General features: G+C 63.7%; 19 protein-coding genes. 7 read left to right on the forward strand and 12 right to left on the reverse strand.

Annotated elements, in window-relative coordinates:
* Positions 1-75: 75 nt before the first annotated feature.
* From fmt to def (ACKLNI_RS03555), 4 genes are read right to left on the reverse strand one after another with little or no spacing between them, the layout of a single operon-like run.
* Positions 76-975 carry a methionyl-tRNA formyltransferase gene (gene fmt, locus ACKLNI_RS03540; RefSeq protein ID WP_413717635.1) on the reverse strand — a complete coding sequence of 300 codons (900 nt, stop codon included), beginning with the start codon at positions 973-975 and terminating at the stop codon, positions 76-78.
* A complete protein-coding gene (def, locus tag ACKLNI_RS03545) occupies positions 972-1,469 on the reverse strand; it encodes a peptide deformylase (protein ID WP_413717636.1) in 498 nt (165 codons plus the stop codon). The genes fmt and def (ACKLNI_RS03545) overlap by 4 nt, the downstream gene beginning before the upstream one ends.
* Complete coding sequence (gene def / locus ACKLNI_RS03550) at positions 1,466-1,957, reverse strand: peptide deformylase (protein WP_413717637.1); 492 nt, start codon at positions 1,955-1,957, stop codon at positions 1,466-1,468. The genes def (ACKLNI_RS03545) and def (ACKLNI_RS03550) overlap by 4 nt, the downstream gene beginning before the upstream one ends.
* Complete coding sequence (gene def / locus ACKLNI_RS03555; protein ID WP_413717638.1) at positions 1,954-2,475, reverse strand: peptide deformylase; 522 nt, start codon at positions 2,473-2,475, stop codon at positions 1,954-1,956. The genes def (ACKLNI_RS03550) and def (ACKLNI_RS03555) overlap by 4 nt, the downstream gene beginning before the upstream one ends.
* A gap of 99 nt (positions 2,476-2,574) precedes the next feature.
* Here def (ACKLNI_RS03555) and ACKLNI_RS03560 point away from each other — a divergent pair, with 99 nt between their 5' ends.
* Positions 2,575-3,750, forward strand: coding sequence for a MalY/PatB family protein (locus ACKLNI_RS03560; protein WP_413717640.1), 1,176 nt, complete (start codon positions 2,575-2,577; stop codon positions 3,748-3,750).
* A 2-nt stretch (positions 3,751-3,752) separates the two neighbouring features.
* On the opposite strand, the gene ACKLNI_RS03565 is transcribed toward ACKLNI_RS03560, so the two are convergent.
* The 4 genes from ACKLNI_RS03565 to ACKLNI_RS03580 all read right to left on the reverse strand — a co-directional run bounded on the left by ACKLNI_RS03565 (position 3,753) and on the right by ACKLNI_RS03580 (position 6,238).
* The gene (locus ACKLNI_RS03565) at positions 3,753-4,424 is read right to left on the reverse strand and encodes a YceB family lipoprotein (RefSeq protein WP_413717641.1); all 672 of its coding nucleotides are present in this window, start codon (positions 4,422-4,424) and stop codon (positions 3,753-3,755) included.
* A 100-nt stretch (positions 4,425-4,524) separates the two neighbouring features.
* On the reverse strand, positions 4,525-4,800 hold the full coding sequence (locus tag ACKLNI_RS03570; RefSeq protein WP_413717642.1) for an NfeD family protein: 276 nt from the start codon (positions 4,798-4,800) through the stop codon (positions 4,525-4,527).
* Positions 4,800-5,687 carry an SPFH domain-containing protein gene (locus tag ACKLNI_RS03575; protein ID WP_413717643.1) on the reverse strand — a complete coding sequence of 296 codons (888 nt, stop codon included), beginning with the start codon at positions 5,685-5,687 and terminating at the stop codon, positions 4,800-4,802. The genes ACKLNI_RS03570 and ACKLNI_RS03575 overlap by 1 nt, the downstream gene beginning before the upstream one ends.
* Positions 5,688-5,815: 128 nt before the next feature.
* Entirely contained in the window at positions 5,816-6,238 is a 423-nt protein-coding gene (locus tag ACKLNI_RS03580; RefSeq protein ID WP_413717644.1) for an NUDIX domain-containing protein, read from the reverse strand.
* A 61-nt stretch (positions 6,239-6,299) separates the two neighbouring features.
* On the opposite strand from ACKLNI_RS03580, the gene ACKLNI_RS03585 reads away from it, so the two are divergent.
* Positions 6,300-7,553 (forward strand): DNA polymerase IV, encoded by a 1,254-nt coding sequence (locus ACKLNI_RS03585; RefSeq protein ID WP_413717645.1) that lies wholly within the window; start codon positions 6,300-6,302, stop codon positions 7,551-7,553.
* A gap of 27 nt (positions 7,554-7,580) precedes the next feature.
* On the opposite strand, the gene ACKLNI_RS03590 is transcribed toward ACKLNI_RS03585, so the two are convergent.
* Entirely contained in the window at positions 7,581-9,608 is a 2,028-nt protein-coding gene (locus ACKLNI_RS03590; RefSeq protein ID WP_413717646.1) for a lytic transglycosylase domain-containing protein, read from the reverse strand.
* Positions 9,609-9,723: 115 nt separating this feature from the next.
* On the opposite strand from ACKLNI_RS03590, the gene dapA reads away from it, so the two are divergent.
* Both dapA and ACKLNI_RS03600 read left to right on the forward strand, forming a co-directional pair.
* Positions 9,724-10,599, forward strand: a complete 876-nt coding sequence (gene dapA / locus ACKLNI_RS03595; protein ID WP_413717647.1) for a 4-hydroxy-tetrahydrodipicolinate synthase — start codon at positions 9,724-9,726, stop codon at positions 10,597-10,599.
* Between the two features lie 45 nt (positions 10,600-10,644).
* Complete coding sequence (locus ACKLNI_RS03600) at positions 10,645-11,535, forward strand: DMT family transporter (protein ID WP_413717648.1); 891 nt, start codon at positions 10,645-10,647, stop codon at positions 11,533-11,535.
* On the opposite strand, the gene ACKLNI_RS03605 is transcribed toward ACKLNI_RS03600, so the two are convergent.
* Complete coding sequence (locus ACKLNI_RS03605) at positions 11,532-11,966, reverse strand: ion channel (RefSeq protein WP_413717649.1); 435 nt, start codon at positions 11,964-11,966, stop codon at positions 11,532-11,534. The genes ACKLNI_RS03600 and ACKLNI_RS03605 overlap by 4 nt on opposite strands.
* 78 nt (positions 11,967-12,044) lie before the next feature.
* On the opposite strand from ACKLNI_RS03605, the gene smpB reads away from it, so the two are divergent.
* Together smpB and ACKLNI_RS03615 are read left to right on the forward strand one after the other, a co-directional pair.
* The gene (gene smpB / locus ACKLNI_RS03610; protein WP_413717650.1) at positions 12,045-12,518 is read left to right on the forward strand and encodes an SsrA-binding protein SmpB; all 474 of its coding nucleotides are present in this window, start codon (positions 12,045-12,047) and stop codon (positions 12,516-12,518) included.
* Positions 12,519-12,645: 127 nt separating this feature from the next.
* Positions 12,646-13,563 (forward strand): matrixin family metalloprotease, encoded by a 918-nt coding sequence (locus ACKLNI_RS03615; protein WP_413717651.1) that lies wholly within the window; start codon positions 12,646-12,648, stop codon positions 13,561-13,563.
* A 16-nt stretch (positions 13,564-13,579) separates the two neighbouring features.
* Here the strand turns inward: ACKLNI_RS03615 and ACKLNI_RS03620 are convergent, their stop codons facing one another.
* Positions 13,580-14,611 (reverse strand): hypothetical protein, encoded by a 1,032-nt coding sequence (locus ACKLNI_RS03620; protein WP_413717652.1) that lies wholly within the window; start codon positions 14,609-14,611, stop codon positions 13,580-13,582.
* Positions 14,612-14,630: 19 nt separating this feature from the next.
* On the reverse strand, positions 14,631-15,101 hold the full coding sequence (gene greA, locus ACKLNI_RS03625) for a transcription elongation factor GreA (RefSeq protein ID WP_413717653.1): 471 nt from the start codon (positions 15,099-15,101) through the stop codon (positions 14,631-14,633).
* Positions 15,102-15,281: 180 nt separating this feature from the next.
* On the opposite strand from greA, the gene ACKLNI_RS03630 reads away from it, so the two are divergent.
* Complete coding sequence (locus ACKLNI_RS03630) at positions 15,282-16,916, forward strand: electron transfer flavoprotein-ubiquinone oxidoreductase (RefSeq protein WP_413717654.1); 1,635 nt, start codon at positions 15,282-15,284, stop codon at positions 16,914-16,916.
* Positions 16,917-16,919 lie beyond the last annotated feature (3 nt).

Genomic DNA, 16,919 nt, shown 5'->3' on the forward strand with positions numbered 1-16,919 from the left:
GCCGCCTTCGGCGCCGACCGACCGGGGGGCTCTGCCCCCCCGGGCCCCCCGGAGTATTTCAGAAAAGAAGAAGACCTAGGACAGCCTGTCGGGCAGCGTCAGGCCGCGGAGGATCTCGTCGGCCGGCATGGCGCGCTTGCCCTGGCGCTGGGCCTCTACGATCTGGACGGCGCCAGTGCCGCAGGCGATGTGGAAATCTCCGAGATGGGTGCCCGGGGCGGCGTTTCCCTCTGCCAGGCGCGACCGCAGCAGCTTGATGCGCTCGCCGCCGATTTCGCACCAGGCGCCGGGGAAAGGCGAGAGGCCCCGGATCAGCCGGTCGACCTCGGCCGCGGGGCGGGTCCAGTCGATGCGGGCCTCGGCCTTGTCGATCTTCTGGGCGTAGGTCACGCCTTCCTCGGATTGGGATTGCGGTTGCAGTTCCGGCAGGCGGGCGAGGGCTTCGACGATCAGGCGCGCGCCCATGGCCGACAGGCGGTCGTGAAGGTCGCCGGTCGTCTCTTCAGGGTCGATCGGCGTTGCTTCGCGGAGGAGAACCGGCCCGGTGTCGAGACCGGCCTCCATCTGCATGATGCAGACACCGGTTTCGCTGTCGCCCGCCATGATCGCGCGGTGAATGGGTGCCGCCCCGCGCCAGCGCGGCAGGAGCGAGGCGTGGATGTTGAGGCAGCCATGCGTTGGCGCATCAAGCACGGGCTGGGGCAGGATCAGGCCATAGGCGACGACCACAGCAAGGTCGGCTTCGAGCGCTGCGAACTCCGCCTGGGCCTCTTCGCTCCGCAGCGATTTTGGGTGACGCACGTCGAGACCCAGCGCGCTGGCCCGGTCGTGCACCGGCGAGGGGCGGTCTTTCTTGCCACGCCCGGCGGGGCGGGGCGGTTGAGTATAGACAGCCGCGATCTCGTGCCCGGCCCTGACCAGCGCGTCCAGTGCCGCGACCGAAAACTCGGGCGTGCCCATGAAGACCAATCTCATCGCGCCAGCTTCTTCCACTTTTTCAGCAGCATCTCGCGCCGGGTTCGGCTGAGCCTGTCGAAATACATCCTGCCGTTCAGGTGATCGATCTGATGCTGGACGCTGGTGGCCCAGAGATCCTCGAAATCCTGTCGGATGCGGTTGCCCTGCGGGTCGGTGAAGGCCACGGTCACGCGGGCGGGGCGGATCACCCTGGCGGAGAGGCCGGGCAGGTTGGGCGAGGCCTCGTCCCATTCGAAGGTCTCTTCCGAGGCGGCGAGGATCTCGGGGTCGGCCATGCGGATCGCGCGTCCGCGCTCCTCGGAGCAGTCGACGACGGCAAGGCGCAGCATCACGCCGATCTGCGGTGCCGCAAGGCCGTAGCCGGGCATGGCGTCCATCGTCTCCACCATGTCGTCCCAGATGGCGCGATGCACGTCGGTGATCTGGCCCACCGCGTCGGCGGGGGTGCGCAACCGCTTGTCCGGCCATGGCAGGAAGGATCGCAGGCTCATGCGGCGTAGACCTTCTCCAGCTCTTCCCGCGTTTCGAGGGCGATGCGGTCGAAAGTGACGATGCCGTTCAGGTGGTCGAACTCGTGCTGGGCGCAGACCGCCTCGAAGCCGCTCAGATCTTCCTCGTGCATTGCGCCATCCAGAGATGTCCAGCGCATCGTGAGGCTTTCGGCCCGCTCGACCTCGGCCGTGACGCCGGGGATGGACAGGCAGCCTTCGGGTCCTGAGACGCGGACCTGCGATTCAGTCACTATTTCGGGGTTTATGAGGATCCTGGGCGAGCTCTCGCCGTTCTTCCAGCCCGCATCCATGACGAAAAGGCGCAGTGCCACACCGACCTGCGGCGCTGCCAGACCGCGCCCGGGTGCGGCGTACATCGTCTCAAGCATGTCGGCGGCCAGTTGGCGAACCTCGTCGTCGATCCGTTCGACCGGCGCACAGAGGGTTGCCAGCACCGGGTCAGGCCAGAGGACGATCGACCGGATCACGCGCGCGTCCGTTCCCGCTTCAGCTTCTGCATCTTGCGGGTGATCATCTGGCGGCGGAGCGGTTTCAGGTAGTCGATGAACAGTCTTCCGTTCAGGTGGTCGATCTCGTGTTGCACGCAGGTGGCCCAGAGGCCGCCGAAATGCTCCTCTTCTTCGGTCCCGTCCAGCGATATCCAGCGCACTTTCACCTCGGCGGGGCGTTCGACATCCGCATACTGCTCCGGGATGGACAGACAGCCTTCCTCATAGATGTTGGTTTCCTCCGAGGACCATATGATCTCGGGGTTGATCAGCACCATTGGCCGGGGCGGCGCGCTGTCTTCCTTGACGCAGTCCATGACCAGCATGCGCTGCAGCACGCCCACCTGCGGCGCGGCCAGACCGATGCCGGGCGCCTCGTACATTGTCTGCAGCATGTCGTCGGCCAGACGGCGGACGGAATCGTCGATCTCGCGCACGGTATCGGCGACGGTTTTCAGCCGCGGGTCGGGGTGGATCAGGATTGGTCTGGTCGTCATATGTTCCATCTATGATATGGCGATTGGCCTCGCAAGCAGGGGACTTGCGGTGGACGGCGTACGAGATAGTGTGCGGGCGATCCACAAACAGGCTGTTTCATGAGTTTCGACTTCGATAATCCGCGCACTCTGCGTGGCCGGCACACCAGCAAATACGACGCCATCCAGAACACCTTCGGCTATGACGCGCCCGACATGATCGCAATGTGGGTGGCGGACATGGATTTCGCAGCGGCCCCGGCGATCCTGAAGGCCATGAAGGACGAGGTCGACTATGGCTACATGGGGTATTTCAACCAGCCGCAGAAAGTGAATGCGGCCGTGGCGAACTGGTACCGCGACCGTCATGGCTGGGACATGGAGCCGGGCTGGGTGCGTTATACCCATGGCGTGATCTCGGGCTATGCCGATGTGATCGCAACCTATTCGGAGCCCGGCGATGGCGTGATCCTGTTCTCGCCGGTCTATCACGCGTTCTTCCGCCAGATCGAGGCGATGGGCCGCGTCGCGGTGGAAAGCCCGATGGTGCTGCGCGACGGGCAGTATCATATGGATCTCGACGCACTTGCCGCGTCTCTGACAGGGCGCGAGAAAATTGTCACCTTCTGTTCGCCACACAATCCGGGAGGCCGCATCTGGTCGGTCGAGGAGATCAGGGCCCTGGCCGATTTCTGTGCGGAGCATGACCTGATCCTGATCTCGGACGAGATTCACCTGGACCTGACCTTTCCCGGCGTCGAGCAGGTTCCGACAGTCGTGGCCGCGCCCGAGCACGCGGACCGCATCGCGGTTCTGACCGCCGCGTCGAAAGCGTTCAACATCGCCGGGCTGGAGACCGGGTTGTTGATAGCGCCCGGCGCGGAGATGCGGGCAAGACTGGCGCCGACGATCCTTGACCGCGAATCCTCGCCCAACCGGATGGGCATGGTGGCCATTCGCGCGGCTTTTGAGGAAAGCGGCGACTGGCTGGACGCGGTGCAGGCATACATCGCCGGGAATTTCGAGCTGTTCGCGCAACGTATGAACGCGCTGCCGGGAGTTTCCGTAATGCCGATGCAGGCGACCTATCTTGCCTGGGCCGATTTCACGGGAACCGGCATGGATGACAAGGAGCTGATGGACCGGCTGTTGAAGCAGGCGCATGTGGCGCCCAGCCCCGGCACCCAGTTCCGGACCGGCGGGTCAGGGCATATGCGCTTCAACCTCGCGCTGTCGCGGCCGATGCTGACAGAGGCGCTGGACCGGATCGAGGCGGCGTTCGCGGACCTTCAATAGGATCAGGTTTCGTCCGGTTCGCGCCCGGCCTCGCGCTGGGCGCGCAGCCACTCCCAGCCCAGAAGAAGCAGGACAAGGCCGCCCAGGATCGCGGAGGCGATCTTGATCATGGCCTGTGCTGGGGACAGGACCGCGACGGCCTCGCTGTTTGTGAAAGAGATGTCCTTGAGGATCAGCCTTGCGGCGCCCTGCGCGGCGTCGCCTTGCAGCCGATAGACAGGTGTCGTCGCCAGGGCCTCGTCCATCGCCTGGCGGACCAGCGGGATCAGGCTTCGCTGGAACTCGGCCTTCATCTCTTCGAAGCTCATCTCGCTGTTGGAGGTCTCCAATTCCGCCTTGAAGCGATCTATGAAGGGCTGCCACGCCTTCTTCAGCGCGGCGATTTTCGCGCGGGTAGCGAGTGTGGGGGTCAGTGTCAGATCATCCAGCCGAAGATCGGTGAGGTAGAACGCGCCGTCCTCGTAGCGGATGGCAGTGACCGTATCGACTTCGGTGGTGGCGGCAAGGCTGAATCCTGAGAGCTTGACTTCACCGTATAGCGCCACCTGGCCTTTGTCGCCGGTACCGCGGAAGTCGATCCTGGCATCCGTCAACGTCAGCTCGATCTCATCCGATCCGGATCTGACCGGAAGCGCATCCTCCAGATGGTCGCGTGCGTCAGATTCGGGGATCACCACCTCGAAGTCGGGAACCAAGAGGACGATGGCCAGTGTGACGGCGACAAGCAGACCGACACCCCAGGCGAGGATTCTGGCGACACGCGGCGTCAGGGCATCAGTCCTCGTTGATGTCGCGGTCCCAGACCTTCACCTGGCCTTTCCGAATGCCGACCGCCCGGCGGATCACGATCCATGCAATCAGCGACAGGATTGCGAAGAGCAAGAGCGTAGCCGGTAGCGATCCGGACAGGCCGGGCACGCCGATCAGCAGGGCCACTCCCGTGACAGCTGCGCCGGCGGCGAAGCCAAGGAACACCTGTGCGGGCGCGAGAACCTCAAGGAACGCAAGCGCAAGCGCGCCTACCATCCAGACCCACCAGACCGCCCACATCAGCCGCGTCCCCGCAGCATCTTGAAGGCATCGCCGAAGGCTTCCAGGGCGTTCGCGGGCACCACTATTGTGCTGCTCGATGGGCTCTTGCCAAGGGCGTTAAGAGCTTCGACCTGTTTCAGCGCAACCTGGTACTGTGCCGCCTCGAGCCCGTTCTCGGCGATCGCCTGAGCAACTACGCTGGTCGCGTAGGCTTCGGCATCGGCCTGTACGCGGCGGGCCTTTGCGGCCTGTTCGGCAGCGTAAAGCTCGGCGTCGGCGTTCAGTTCGACCGCGCGCTTCTGGCCTTCGGCCTTGGTGACCTGTGCGCGCCGCTCGCGCTCTGCGTTCAGCTGCTGGAGCATCGCGTCGCGCGTCGCCTGATCCAGGTTCACGTCCAGAATCTCGGCGCGGGTCACCTCGATCCCCCAGTCATCGACGGCATCCTCCACGCTGGCCTTGATCGTCGCGATCAGGGCCGCACGGTTTGCCTGCACCTCGTCCAGCTCCATCTTGCCGATCTCGGCACGGACGATACCCGCCACGGTCGTGGCAATTGCAGCGTCGACGTCACGGATACGGTACACCGTCTTTTCAGGCTCGAGGATGCGGTAGAATACGCTTGTGTCGACCTGCACCAGCACGTTGTCAGCGGTAATCGCGTCCTGGCTGGCGGTCGGAAGCTGGCGTTCCAGAATCGAGATCTTGTGCGCCACGCGATCGAGAAACGGAACGATGAAGTTTATGCCGGGTCCCAATACGGTGCGCAGGCGGCCGAACCGCTCGACCACGTGCTTTTCCGACTGTGAGACTATCTTTACGCCCTTGTAGACGCAGAGAATGATGAATGCGGCCAGCAGAAGCGTCGCAATACCGCCTCCGCCAATCAGGTCGACAATCTCGTCCATACCTGTCCCTTTAATGCGCTCCCCGCAGAACACATCGGGAGCGCGGAGCGCATTTTCAACGATTCACATGCATCCCCCGATGTGTGCCGGGTCCGGTGTCACCTGTTCGACACGCCGTCATATGTGGGTCAAGATAGGGTTTTTCTTATTTTTTCCAGATAGATGGAGACTCTTTCCTGGTGCCTGGGGATGACAAGCGGTTCGCTGAGGAACCATGACAGACGGGCCAGCCGCCATTCTTGTCCCTCGTCGCCGAAACGTACTGCCTCGGGGTCGAAATCCGGCATTTCCGACACGAAGAACCAGATCCGCTGGCCCTGCGGCGTAAAGCTTTCCATGCGCCAGTGCAGGTCAGTGACCGAAAGCTTCAGCCCCAGTTCCTCATCCAGTTCGCGCAGGACGCAGTCCTCGGGGGTTTCGCGGCCCTCGCGCCCGCCGCCCGGCAGATCCCAGCGGCCCGGCCATGCGATATGCGGGGATGTGTCCCGCAGGATGGTGACGATCCGCTCGTCGGACAGGATGGCAAGCTTGGCGCCGTGAAAATCGGTCATGGCAGCCATCTGCAGCGAATGAGGCATCGCAGTCAAACCCGGCAAGGCGTATATTCGCACCATGCCCGCCCTGTGCCGAGACTGCCTGACGACCTTCGAGACCGGCAAGCGTTGTCCGGCCTGCGGGCGTCCGCGCGTGATCGCGCATCCCGAGCTGTTCGAACTGTCCATTGCACATATGGATTGCGACGCTTTCTACGCCAGCGTGGAAAAGCGCGATGATCCGTCTCTGCGCGACAAGCCGGTGATCATCGGCGGCGGGCGGCGCGGCGTGGTCTCGACCGCCTGCTATATCGCGCGGATTCGGGGCGTGCGTTCGGCCATGCCGATGTTCCAGGCGCTCAAACTCTGCCCCGATGCGGTGGTCGTGAAAGGCCGGATGAGCGCTTATGTCCAGGTCTCGAAACAGATCCGTGCCATGATGAATGACCTGACGCCCATCGTGGAGCCGCTGTCTCTGGACGAGGCGTTCATGGACCTGACGGGTACAGCGCGCCTGCACCATGCGCCGCCCGCCGTCATGCTGGCCCGGCTGGTCAAGCGGATGGAAGACGAACTTGGCCTGACCGGTTCGATCGGCCTCAGCCACAACAAGTTTCTGGCCAAGGTCGCGTCCGATCTGGACAAGCCGCGCGGCTTCTCCGTCATCGGACGCGCCGAGACGATGGCTTTCCTGAAGGACAAGCCAGTGAGGATGATCTGGGGAGTCGGCGGCCAGACTCAGGCGGCGCTGGACAAGGCCGGCATTCGCACCTTTTCGGACCTGCTGCGTTGGGACAAGGACGAGCTGATCGCGCGGTTCGGCGGAATGGGCGAGCGGCTCTGGCACCTTGCCCGTGGCGAGGACCGGCGGCGCGTCTCGGCCAATGCCCCGGTCAAGTCGATCTCGAACGAAACCACCTTCGGCGAAGACACGTCCGATCCTGAAATCCTCGACGGGCATATCTGGCGACTGGCCGAGAACGTGGCCGACCGGGCCAAGGCGAAGGACAAGGCGGGGCGGGTGGTGACGCTGAAACTGAAGCGCGCCAATCACTCGTCGCTGACCCGGCGTACCTCGCTGACCGACCCAACACAGATCGCCGATCGCATCTACCGCACAGCGCGGGCGCTGTTCGATCAGGTGGGAGACGAAGGGCCCTATCGCCTTATCGGCGTCGGCATCTCGCATTTGTCCGATGCAGGCGGCGCGGATACCTCCGGCGACCTGCTCGATCCGCAGGCCAAGGCGCGGGCCGGCGCGGAGCGTGCGACCGATGCCATCCGCAAAAGGTTCGGGCCGGATGCGATCGTCAAGGGACGCGCGTTGCGCTGATCGGTTGAAACCGGCGATATTCCGCGATCAGTCGGTCAGGGGCGCGGGACGGGCCCTTGGACGTGCGACATCGCTCTTCAGCGCCTGCCGCCGGTGGCCGGACATGCCGGTCAGCTCGGCCATCATGTTCAACGGTTCCACCTTGCCAGATATCCGGGCGCGATAGACCGGCAGGCTTTCGGTCACACGCATGACGTAGTTCCGCGTCTCGTCGAAGGGCATGTGCTCGATCCAGTCGATGATATCGATGTCGCCCTGACGGGGATCGCCGCGTTCATCCATCCAGCGCATCGGGCGTCCCGGGCCCGCGTTGTAGCCCGCCGAAACCATCACCGGATTGCCGTCGAAAGTTGCCATCAACTCGTCCAGATAGGCCGTGCCAAGCCTTGCATTATAGACCGGGTCGCTGATCAGGCGGTCGCGGCTGTAGGGCAGGTCCAGGGACCGGGCCACCTCCTGGGCGGTTCCGGGCATCAGCTGCATCAGGCCCCGGGCGCCCACGCCGCTCATCACCACCGGGTCGAATTCGCTTTCGCGCCGCGCGATGGCCAGCGCCAATTCGCGCGGGACAGGCAGATTGGGGACGCCGAGATCGACCACCGGGTAATAGGCCGAGCTTACCACGATGCCGCGCTGAGCGGCTTCCTTCCCGACCATGACGGACAGGTGCGGTTCCTCCACCGAAGCCAGGAAGTCACCCAGACTTCCGATCTCCTCGCGGGTCAGGCTTTCGGTCAGGTGACGCAGGAACTGTTCAGCAAGATTGCGCTCGCCCGTCGCGATGAAAAGCCGTGCCGCGGCGAATACCGTGCTCTGCGCGAAGCGTGTCTCGCGCCAGGCAGGGAAGCTTTCGGTGCCGGCCAGCTCCGGATCCATCGGAAGACCGGCCTGTTCGGCGGCCAGAAGCCCGTAGAAGCTCGTCTGGTATTCCGCGCCGAACGCATAGGCCAGCCGGGCGCTCTCGACGTCGCCGCGTAAATCGTGGGCGCGCCCTTCCCAATAGCCCGCTCGGCCAAGAGAGATGGGGGTTTCGACGGAACCGCGGAACCGAAGGAAATGACGCAATGCAAGATCACCGTCCTTTTTGTAGGTCAGCGCAAGGTAGCCGGCCAGCCATTCGAGATCGGCGAAATGCGACCCTTCCGACAGCCCGTGATTCGCGGCAAGGCGATAGGCGATGTCGGTGCGTCCCGCCCGCATCTCGGCGCGGGCCAGGCCCCGCCGCCAGCCAGCCCAGCGTTCCGGTTCGCCCAGGCTGTCCGCCGGTGTCGCCAGCATCAGCGCGATCGCGTCATCGTTGCGGCCTTTTCGGGCGCGCCACTGCATGCGCTCGAACGCCAGTCCCGGATGTTCGGCCAGTGCTGCGGGAACGGCCTCGATCAGGGTGTCCACGCCCTTCTTGTCATCGCGAAGCGCCATGCGAGCCCGCGCCAGCGCCTGCCAGCCCTTGCTGACGCGCGGCAGCATCCGCTCGGCATCGCTATCGACACCGCGCCACAAGAGCATGTCCAGCCGGTCTTCGTGATGGGGTTTCAGCGCATCGCCGAAATTGGTCAGAAGGACGTCCTCGTCGGCCTTGGACAGGGTCTTGGTCCGCCAGGTCTGCACCGCTTCCGCCTCTGCCTTCCCGGTTTCGCCATTCAGGATATGGGCGGCGATCAGGCTGAGGGCGCCGCCACCGGTCTGCGGCGGGGTGTCCTGAAAATAGGCGATCACGGCGTCGGCCCGACCGCCATAGGGCAGGTGCGCTTCGCCCCTTCGGCGCAAGAGACTCAGACCGGGCCAGTCGCCGTGACGGTCGAGGAACCGCAGGACGGCGTCAAAATCCCCGCCGCCATTCCGAAGCCGGTGCCACTCGATGATGTCGTGCGCGACGGGGCCGGCGCTTTCCGCGGCCAGAAGCGCGGCTTGCCAGTCGCCGCCGCGCATGGCGGTCACGGCACGCTGGTACGCGGCTATTTCTCCGCCGCTTTGCGCAGGCGCAGTCAGGGGTGTCCAGATAATCAGGCTAGCGGCGATCAGGGCCTTGATCATGGCAGCAGGTCCGTCCGTCATCCGCCCCTCAGCCTCCGAACCATTGCATTTCAGCGGCATCTTGGCAATTCCCGTCTTGCAATATAGGGTCCGCGCGCCGCAATGGGCGGCGAAATGCACACAGGGGAGATGCGTCATGTTCCAGGGCTCGATGCCGGCACTTGTCACTCCGTTTTCGGACGGAAAGCTGGATCTCGACGCGCTCAAATCGCTCGTCGAATGGCAGATCGAATCCGGGTCGTCCGCTCTGGTGCCGGTGGGCACGACGGGTGAAAGCCCGACGCTGACTCATGAAGAACATGAAACTGTGATCGAAGAGGTGGTCAAGGCCGCCGGCGGCCGCGTTCCGGTCATTGCCGGAGCGGGATCGAACAACACCGCCGAGGGCATCCGCTTCGTTCAGCATGCCGCCAAGGTAGGGGCCGACGCCGCGCTCGTGGTTACGCCCTATTACAACAAGCCCACCCAGGAGGGCATGTACCAGCACTTCAAGGCGATGCATGACGCGGCCGATATCCCGATCATCATCTACAATATTCCTGGCCGTTCGGTCGTCGACATGACGCCCGAGACGATGGGCCGTCTGGCCGCGCTTCCCCGGATCATCGGGGTCAAGGATGCGACCGGGGATATCTCCCGCGTCGCCAAGCAACGAATCGCCTGCGGCAAGGACTTCGTTCAGCTGTCGGGCGAGGACGCGACGGCGATCAGCTTCAATGCGCAGGGCGGGCAGGGCTGCATCAGCGTGACGGCGAATGTCGCGCCTCAGCTTTGCGCCGAAATGCAGGCGGCCACGCTGCGGGGCGACTATGCCACCGCGCTGGAGATTACCGATCGCCTGATGCCTCTGCATATCGCCATCTTCCTCGAACCCGGTCTGGCCGGCGCCAAATACGGGTTGTCCCTGCTTGGCCGCTGCAGCGACGAGGTGCGCCTCCCGCTGGTCGGCCTGACGGATGGAACCAAGGCGGCCATCAAGGACGCCATGATCCATGCCGGTCTGATCAACTAGGCCGCGATTGATCGCTGTCCAACGGTCCTCCGGATCGGTTCGCACATGACGAATACGGCGCTTTCCCCGGCTCAGGCCCGGGCCAATCTGCTGGGCAGCTTTTGGATGGTCGCAGCCATGGCTGGCTTCGCGGTCGAGGACATGTTCCTGAAATCCGCGTCGCAAAGCCTGCCGGTGGGGCAGGTCATGGTGATGTTCGGTCTGGGCGGCGCCATCGTGTTCTGGATCACTGCCCGTACCCGGCGCGAGATCATCCTTGCGCCGCAGGCCTTCGGACGCACCATGATGATCCGCAGCGGGTTCGAAGTGGTCGGGCGGCTGTTCTATACGCTGGCCATCGCCCTGACGCCGCTTTCGGCCACAACCGCCATCCTTCAGGCAACCCCGATCGTCGTGGTCGCGGGCGCGGCGATTTTCTTCGGCGAAACGGTGGGATGGCGGCGCTGGACGGCTATCCTTGCCGGCCTGACAGGCGTCATGGTGATCCTGAGGCCGGGCGCGGAAAGCTTCGACGCACTGTCAATTCTCGCGGTGCTGGGCATGCTGGGCTTTGCCGGGCGCGACCTTGCCACGCGCGCGGCTCCTCCGGCACTCGGCACGGCCGCGCTGGGGGTCTTCGGTTTCTCGGCCATTGTCCTTGCCGGCCTTGCGTTCTCGCTCTGGGACGGCAAGGCGTGGGTCCAGCCCACGGGCCCGGTCTGGGGCACGGTTCTCATGGCGGTCGCCTTCGGCGTGGCGGGATACTCTTCCCTGACACGGGCGATGCGAACCGGTGAGATCTCGGCGGTCACGCCGTTCCGCTATTCGCGTCTGATCTTCGGGATCGGTTTCGGCGTCCTGATCTTCGGCGAAAGACCGGATGCAGCGACATACGCGGGCAGTGCGATCGTGGTGCTGTCAGGTCTCTACATCCTGTCGCGCGGACGGGCGCGCTAGGAAAGCCCATCGCGCTGGCGCCGCCGGGTGTCGCGCAGGGTCTCGACAAGGATCGCGGTCAGCAAGCCGAACATCAACAGTCCGTTGGCCGCTGCCATTCCTCCAAGCAGCCGCCATTCCTGCGGCAGCAGCAGGTCTCCGAAGCCAAGGGTCGTGAACGCGACCAGCGAGAAATAGACCGACGCCTCGAAGGTGATGAAGATTTCCAGCGCCCGAAGGGCGATCGCCCAGACCCAGACGGCGATGGTCATCATGCCCAGCGTCCAGATAAGGGACAGCGATAGGATGACCATCAGCTTCAGCCCGTGGGGCGGCCGGATCGCCCAGCCATGAAGCCGCATCAGCAACCGTTCCAGCCCCCACCACGAGATGGCCGCCACGAAGATCGTGGCAAGCGTCAAAAGGCTTCCTATGAAAAGCTGGGTCAGCATGAGCACATCTTCACGCTTGCATGGCGGGCGTCAACTGCACTGGACAGCCGTGGTGTCGCAGCCTATCTCGGCGGGACCATGGCAAAAGCGAAGGACAACCCGAACTACAAGGTCGTCGCCGAGAACCGGCGCGCGCGGTACGACTATGCCATCGAGGACGACATCGAGTGCGGCATTCAGCTGATGGGATCAGAGGTCAAGTCTCTGCGCACAGGCCAGTCCAACATCTCGGAAAGTTATGCCGCGGTCGAGGACGGCGAACTGTGGCTGGTGAACAGCTATATCGCGCCCTACGAACAGGCGATGTTCGGGCATGAAGACCGGCGCAAGCGCAAGCTTCTGGTCTCGAAAAAGCAGCTGTCGGATCTCTGGAACGCCACCCGCCGCAAGGGCATGACGCTTGTGCCGCTGGTGCTCTATTTCAATCATCGGGGCATGGCCAAGGTGAAGATCGGTATCGCCAAGGGCAAGAAGGTCCATGACAAGCGCGAAACAGAAGCCCAGCGTGACTGGAACCGCCAGAAGCAACGCCTGATGAAGGACCACGGCTAAGCCGTCATTGCAGCAATTCAACACATTCAGGGATTTGAAAAACCCCGCCGTTGCCTCGCAAGGGCAGCGACTCTAACGTGCGCCGAAAGGCATCAGACAGAATGCCGCCAGAAGAGGCAGAGCACGGATGAGTTACGATCTTATCGGGTTCAAGTGGGGGGCATCCGGCGCGGGAACGACCGGCGGCGTGGTGACGTGGTCGGGCGATTTCTTTACCAGCCTGGACCACGCGTCTTCCTATGATGACGAGGATTTCGAGGCTGCCCTACAGGACGCCTTCGACCGTTGGGAAAGCGTGGCGTCCATCGATTTCCAACGGGTCGCTTCGGGCGGCAATATCACGATCGACGTGGCCGACTACTCGGGCGGGATCGCCGGGATAGCAAGCTATTCGGTGATTGATCGCCCCGGCGATTTCGACAGCGTTTCGAATACAACGCTTGCGTTCGACGTCTCGGATCGGCTGTGGTCGCCCGGTGTCGGGGGGGCGGGCGAAAGCAACTTCTATGCCGTCGCCCTGCATGAAATCGGTCACCTGATGGGTCTCGCGCACCCGATGCCGACGGACACCGACCAGATCATGAACCAGACGATCTTCGTGAGCGACCTCGGAAACGGAGACATCCAGGGCGCACAGTTTCTCTACGGGGAAGATCCCGGAGACGAGGTGGTGCCTGACACGCCCTCCGGCGACGGAGGCGGCTCTGGAATTGCCAGCGAGGGCGGCGGAGGTGGCGGAGCGGCGGGACTCCTGCTCGGTCTGATCGCAGCACTGCTGGGAATGTTTCTGGGTGGCGGCGCGGCGGCGGTTGCCGTTGTCGCGGGTCGCCTGCCGGGGCAGGGGAACGACGATGAGGTCCCTGAAGAGGTGTCGGACGTCGATCACGAGGGCCACGATCACGGCGACTACGCCTATGGCGAGTTGATACAGCACGAGGTCTATCTGCCAGTCGTCCCGATCGAGGCTCAAGCTAGTCCCTGCGGCTGCTACTCGGCCTGCGACTGCCTGATGGAACAGGCCTACGAGGACGCTGCGCTGATCTAGGCAAGTTCGGTCCGCCCTAGTCGAACATCCCGGCCACGCGCCCCAGCAGCATGAAGGCGCGTGCCGTGCGCGTCTCTGCCATCGCGGCGATTTCGCTGTCCGACAGGTTCTCCGCGACGGAAGAAAAGGTCTTGTCGAAAGTGCGGAGGAAGTGATGCGAGGTGTCTCGGAAGATCGAATCCTGCCGCATGCGTGCCGATGTCAGCGCCAGCGAGGAGCGGTCGCGAATGCCACCAAGCCCGGCGATGGTGCGCCCCCGTTCACCTCCGGCAAAGCGCCGCCAGACCTCTGGCCGCGCCCGGTCGGGAGACAGGTCGTCCATGTATATCCCGTCCTGGCTCAGCAGCGTCAGCACATCCTGGCTGGCCTGGATAAGGCGTGACACCCGCGGATCGCGCAGCGCCCGGCGCAGGGCGGCGAACCCGGCGATGTCATCGGTGGTCTCCGGGAAGTTCATCGCAGAAATCAGGTCTTCCACCGTGATCGGCGCGCCGGCAGCCTCGGGCGGGGTGGTCAGCGCCAGCGTCGGCTGCAATTCACCCGCGGGTTCGGCGGCCTTTTCCCGCTGTTCGGACAGGGGGCGTGCCGTTGACGGTTCGGGCTGGCTGCGGGACGAGGCAAAACTTGCCAGCGCGTCTTCTGCCCGCTTCTGACCTTTCACGATTTCATCGATCTTGCGCTCGACATTCGGCCCCATCGTCGTTGCGGCCATCTGCGCCTGCGCGATGTAAATCTGGCGCATTGCGTCCATCGAAGCCTGCAGCCTTTCGCTTTCCTCCTGAACGATGCGCGCGCTTTTCAGCGCGATCGCGGCGATCCAGATCAGCGCGACCGGCAGGATCACGGCGAGGATCAGGATCAGGAAGCGCAGCGGGCCCAGGCTGTCGCCCCCGCCAAGGCCGGCAAACGCAAGGAACAGCAGGCAGAAGACCACCCACAGACCGCTGACGGCGATTGCGATCTTGTCGGCGGGGTCCACGCCATCGCGCAGGTTCACCCGGCTATAGATGCCCAGATCGACCGGCGGTTCCGGACGCTTGTCAGACATGAGGAAAACGCCCCCGGGCTCAGGAATATTCGATCTTCAGAATTTCGTATGACTTTTCGCCGCCAGGCGTACGCACCTCGACGCTGTCGCCTTCGTCTTTTCCGATCAGCGCGCGTGCCAGCGGCGATTTCACGTTCAGCTTGCCGGATTCGATATCCGCCTCGGGTTCCCCGACGATCTGATAGGTCTTTTCCTCGTCTGTGTCTTCGTCGACGATCGTGACGACGGCACCGAATTTCACAGCGCCCGACAGTCTCGAGGTGTCGATCACGTCGGCCAGCGACAGGATACCTTCCAGCTCCTTCACCCGGCCCTCGATGAAGCTCTGCTTTTCGCGCGCAGCGTGATACTCGGCGTTCTCGCTCAGGTCCCCGTGCTCACGCGCCTCTGCAATAGCGCGGATCACCGCCGGACGCTCGACCGACTTGAGCTTTTTCAATTCTTCATTGAGCGCGGTGTGCCCCGCGCGGGTCAGCGGTATCTTTTCCATGAAAACCAACTTTGCTCGCAAGTCTGACCGCCTTCTAACGCTTTCGGGCAGGGGTGAGTCAAGAGAAGGCTTCCGTCTCGGCGGAAAGCTGTAACGTTCCGTCGCAATTGACCCGGACCGCTCTTCGCGGATAGGCCATTGTTCGGAAAAGCGATCTGAAAAACAGGGGAGCCGTTGAAGATGGCCGAGATCGAACGCGAAAGCATGGAATTCGACGTTGTCATCGTTGGCGCGGGACCTGCCGGTCTGTCCGCCGCGATCCGCCTGAAACAGCTTGATGCCGATCTCGAGGTCGTGGTGCTGGAGAAGGGCTCCGAGGTCGGGGCGCACATTCTCTCGGGCGCGGTTCTCGACCCCTGCGGCCTCGATGCGCTGATCCCCGACTGGAAGAAAAAGGGCGCGCCGCTGAACGTGCCCGTGCGCGAAGACAAGTTCTACATGCTGGGCGAAGCAGGCGCGCTACGCATTCCGAACTTCCCAATGCCGCCCTTGATGAACAACCACGGCAACTACATTGTCTCGATGGGCAATGTCTGCCGCTGGATGGCCGAGCAGGCCGAGGAGATGGGCGTTCAGGTCTTCCCCGGCTTTGCCGCCTCGGAACTGATCTACGGCGAGAATGGCGAGGTCAAAGGCGTCGTCGCGGGCGAGATGGGCAAGAACGCCGACGGCACGCCGGGCCCGCATTACGAGCCGGGCATGGAGCTTTTGGGCAAGTATGTCTTCCTGGGCGAGGGCGTGCGCGGTTCGCTCTCAAAAGAGGTCATCGCGAAATACGGGCTCGACAAGAACTCGGAGCCGCAGAAATACGGCATCGGCATGAAGGAGATCTGGGAGATCGACCCCGCCAAGCACCGCGAGGGCAGCGTCACCCACACGATGGGCTGGCCGCTGGGTGGCAATGCCGGCGGCGGGTCGTTCATCTATCATCTCGAGAACAACCAGGTCTACGTGGGTTTCGTGGTGCATCTGAACTACAAGAACCCACACCTGTTCCCCTACATGGAGTTCCAGCGCTTCAAGCACCATCCGATGGTCGCGAAGCTTCTGGAAGGCGGCAAGCGCATCGCATATGGCGCACGCGCGATCACCGAGGGCGGCTACCAGTCGATGCCCGAGGCCGCGTTCCCCGGCGGCGCGCTTCTTGGTTGTTCGGTAGGCCTGGTGAACGTGCCCCGCATCAAGGGCAACCACAACGCGATGCTTTCGGGCAAGACCGCGGCCGAGCATGCCTATCGCGCGATCCAGGCGGGCCGCTCGGGCGACGTGCTGGAGGGTTACTTCAAGGACCTGAAAGAAGGTCCGGTCGGCAAGGACCTGAAAAAGGTTCGTAATGTCAAACCCTTGTGGTCGAATCGCGGCCTTGTCGCCTCGCTTACACTTGGCGGCTTCGACATGTGGACCAACACTCTGGGCTTCTCGCTTCTGGGCACGCAGTCGCACGGCAAGACGGACGCCGAGGCGACCGAACCGGCGGCGAACCATCAGCCCATCGACTATCCCAAGCCGGACGGAAAGTTGTCGTTCGACCGTCTGACCAACGTCAGTTTCTCGTTCACCAACCACGAGGAAAGCCAGCCCGCGCACCTGCACCTGAAAGACCCGAACGTCCCGATCAAGGTGAACCTGCCGAAATACGCGGAACCTGCGCAGCGTTATTGTCCGGCCGGTGTCTATGAGGTCGTCGACGAGAAGTTCGTCATCAACTTCCAGAACTGCGTCCATTGCAAGACCTGCGACATCAAGGACCCGTCCCAGAACATCAACTGGACAGTCCCGCAGGGCGGAGACGGGCCCAACTATCCGAACATGTAAGGT

It is taken from the genome of Silicimonas lutimaris (genome assembly GCF_047314965.1).
Lineage (GTDB): Bacteria > Pseudomonadota > Alphaproteobacteria > Rhodobacterales > Rhodobacteraceae > JAVJUV01.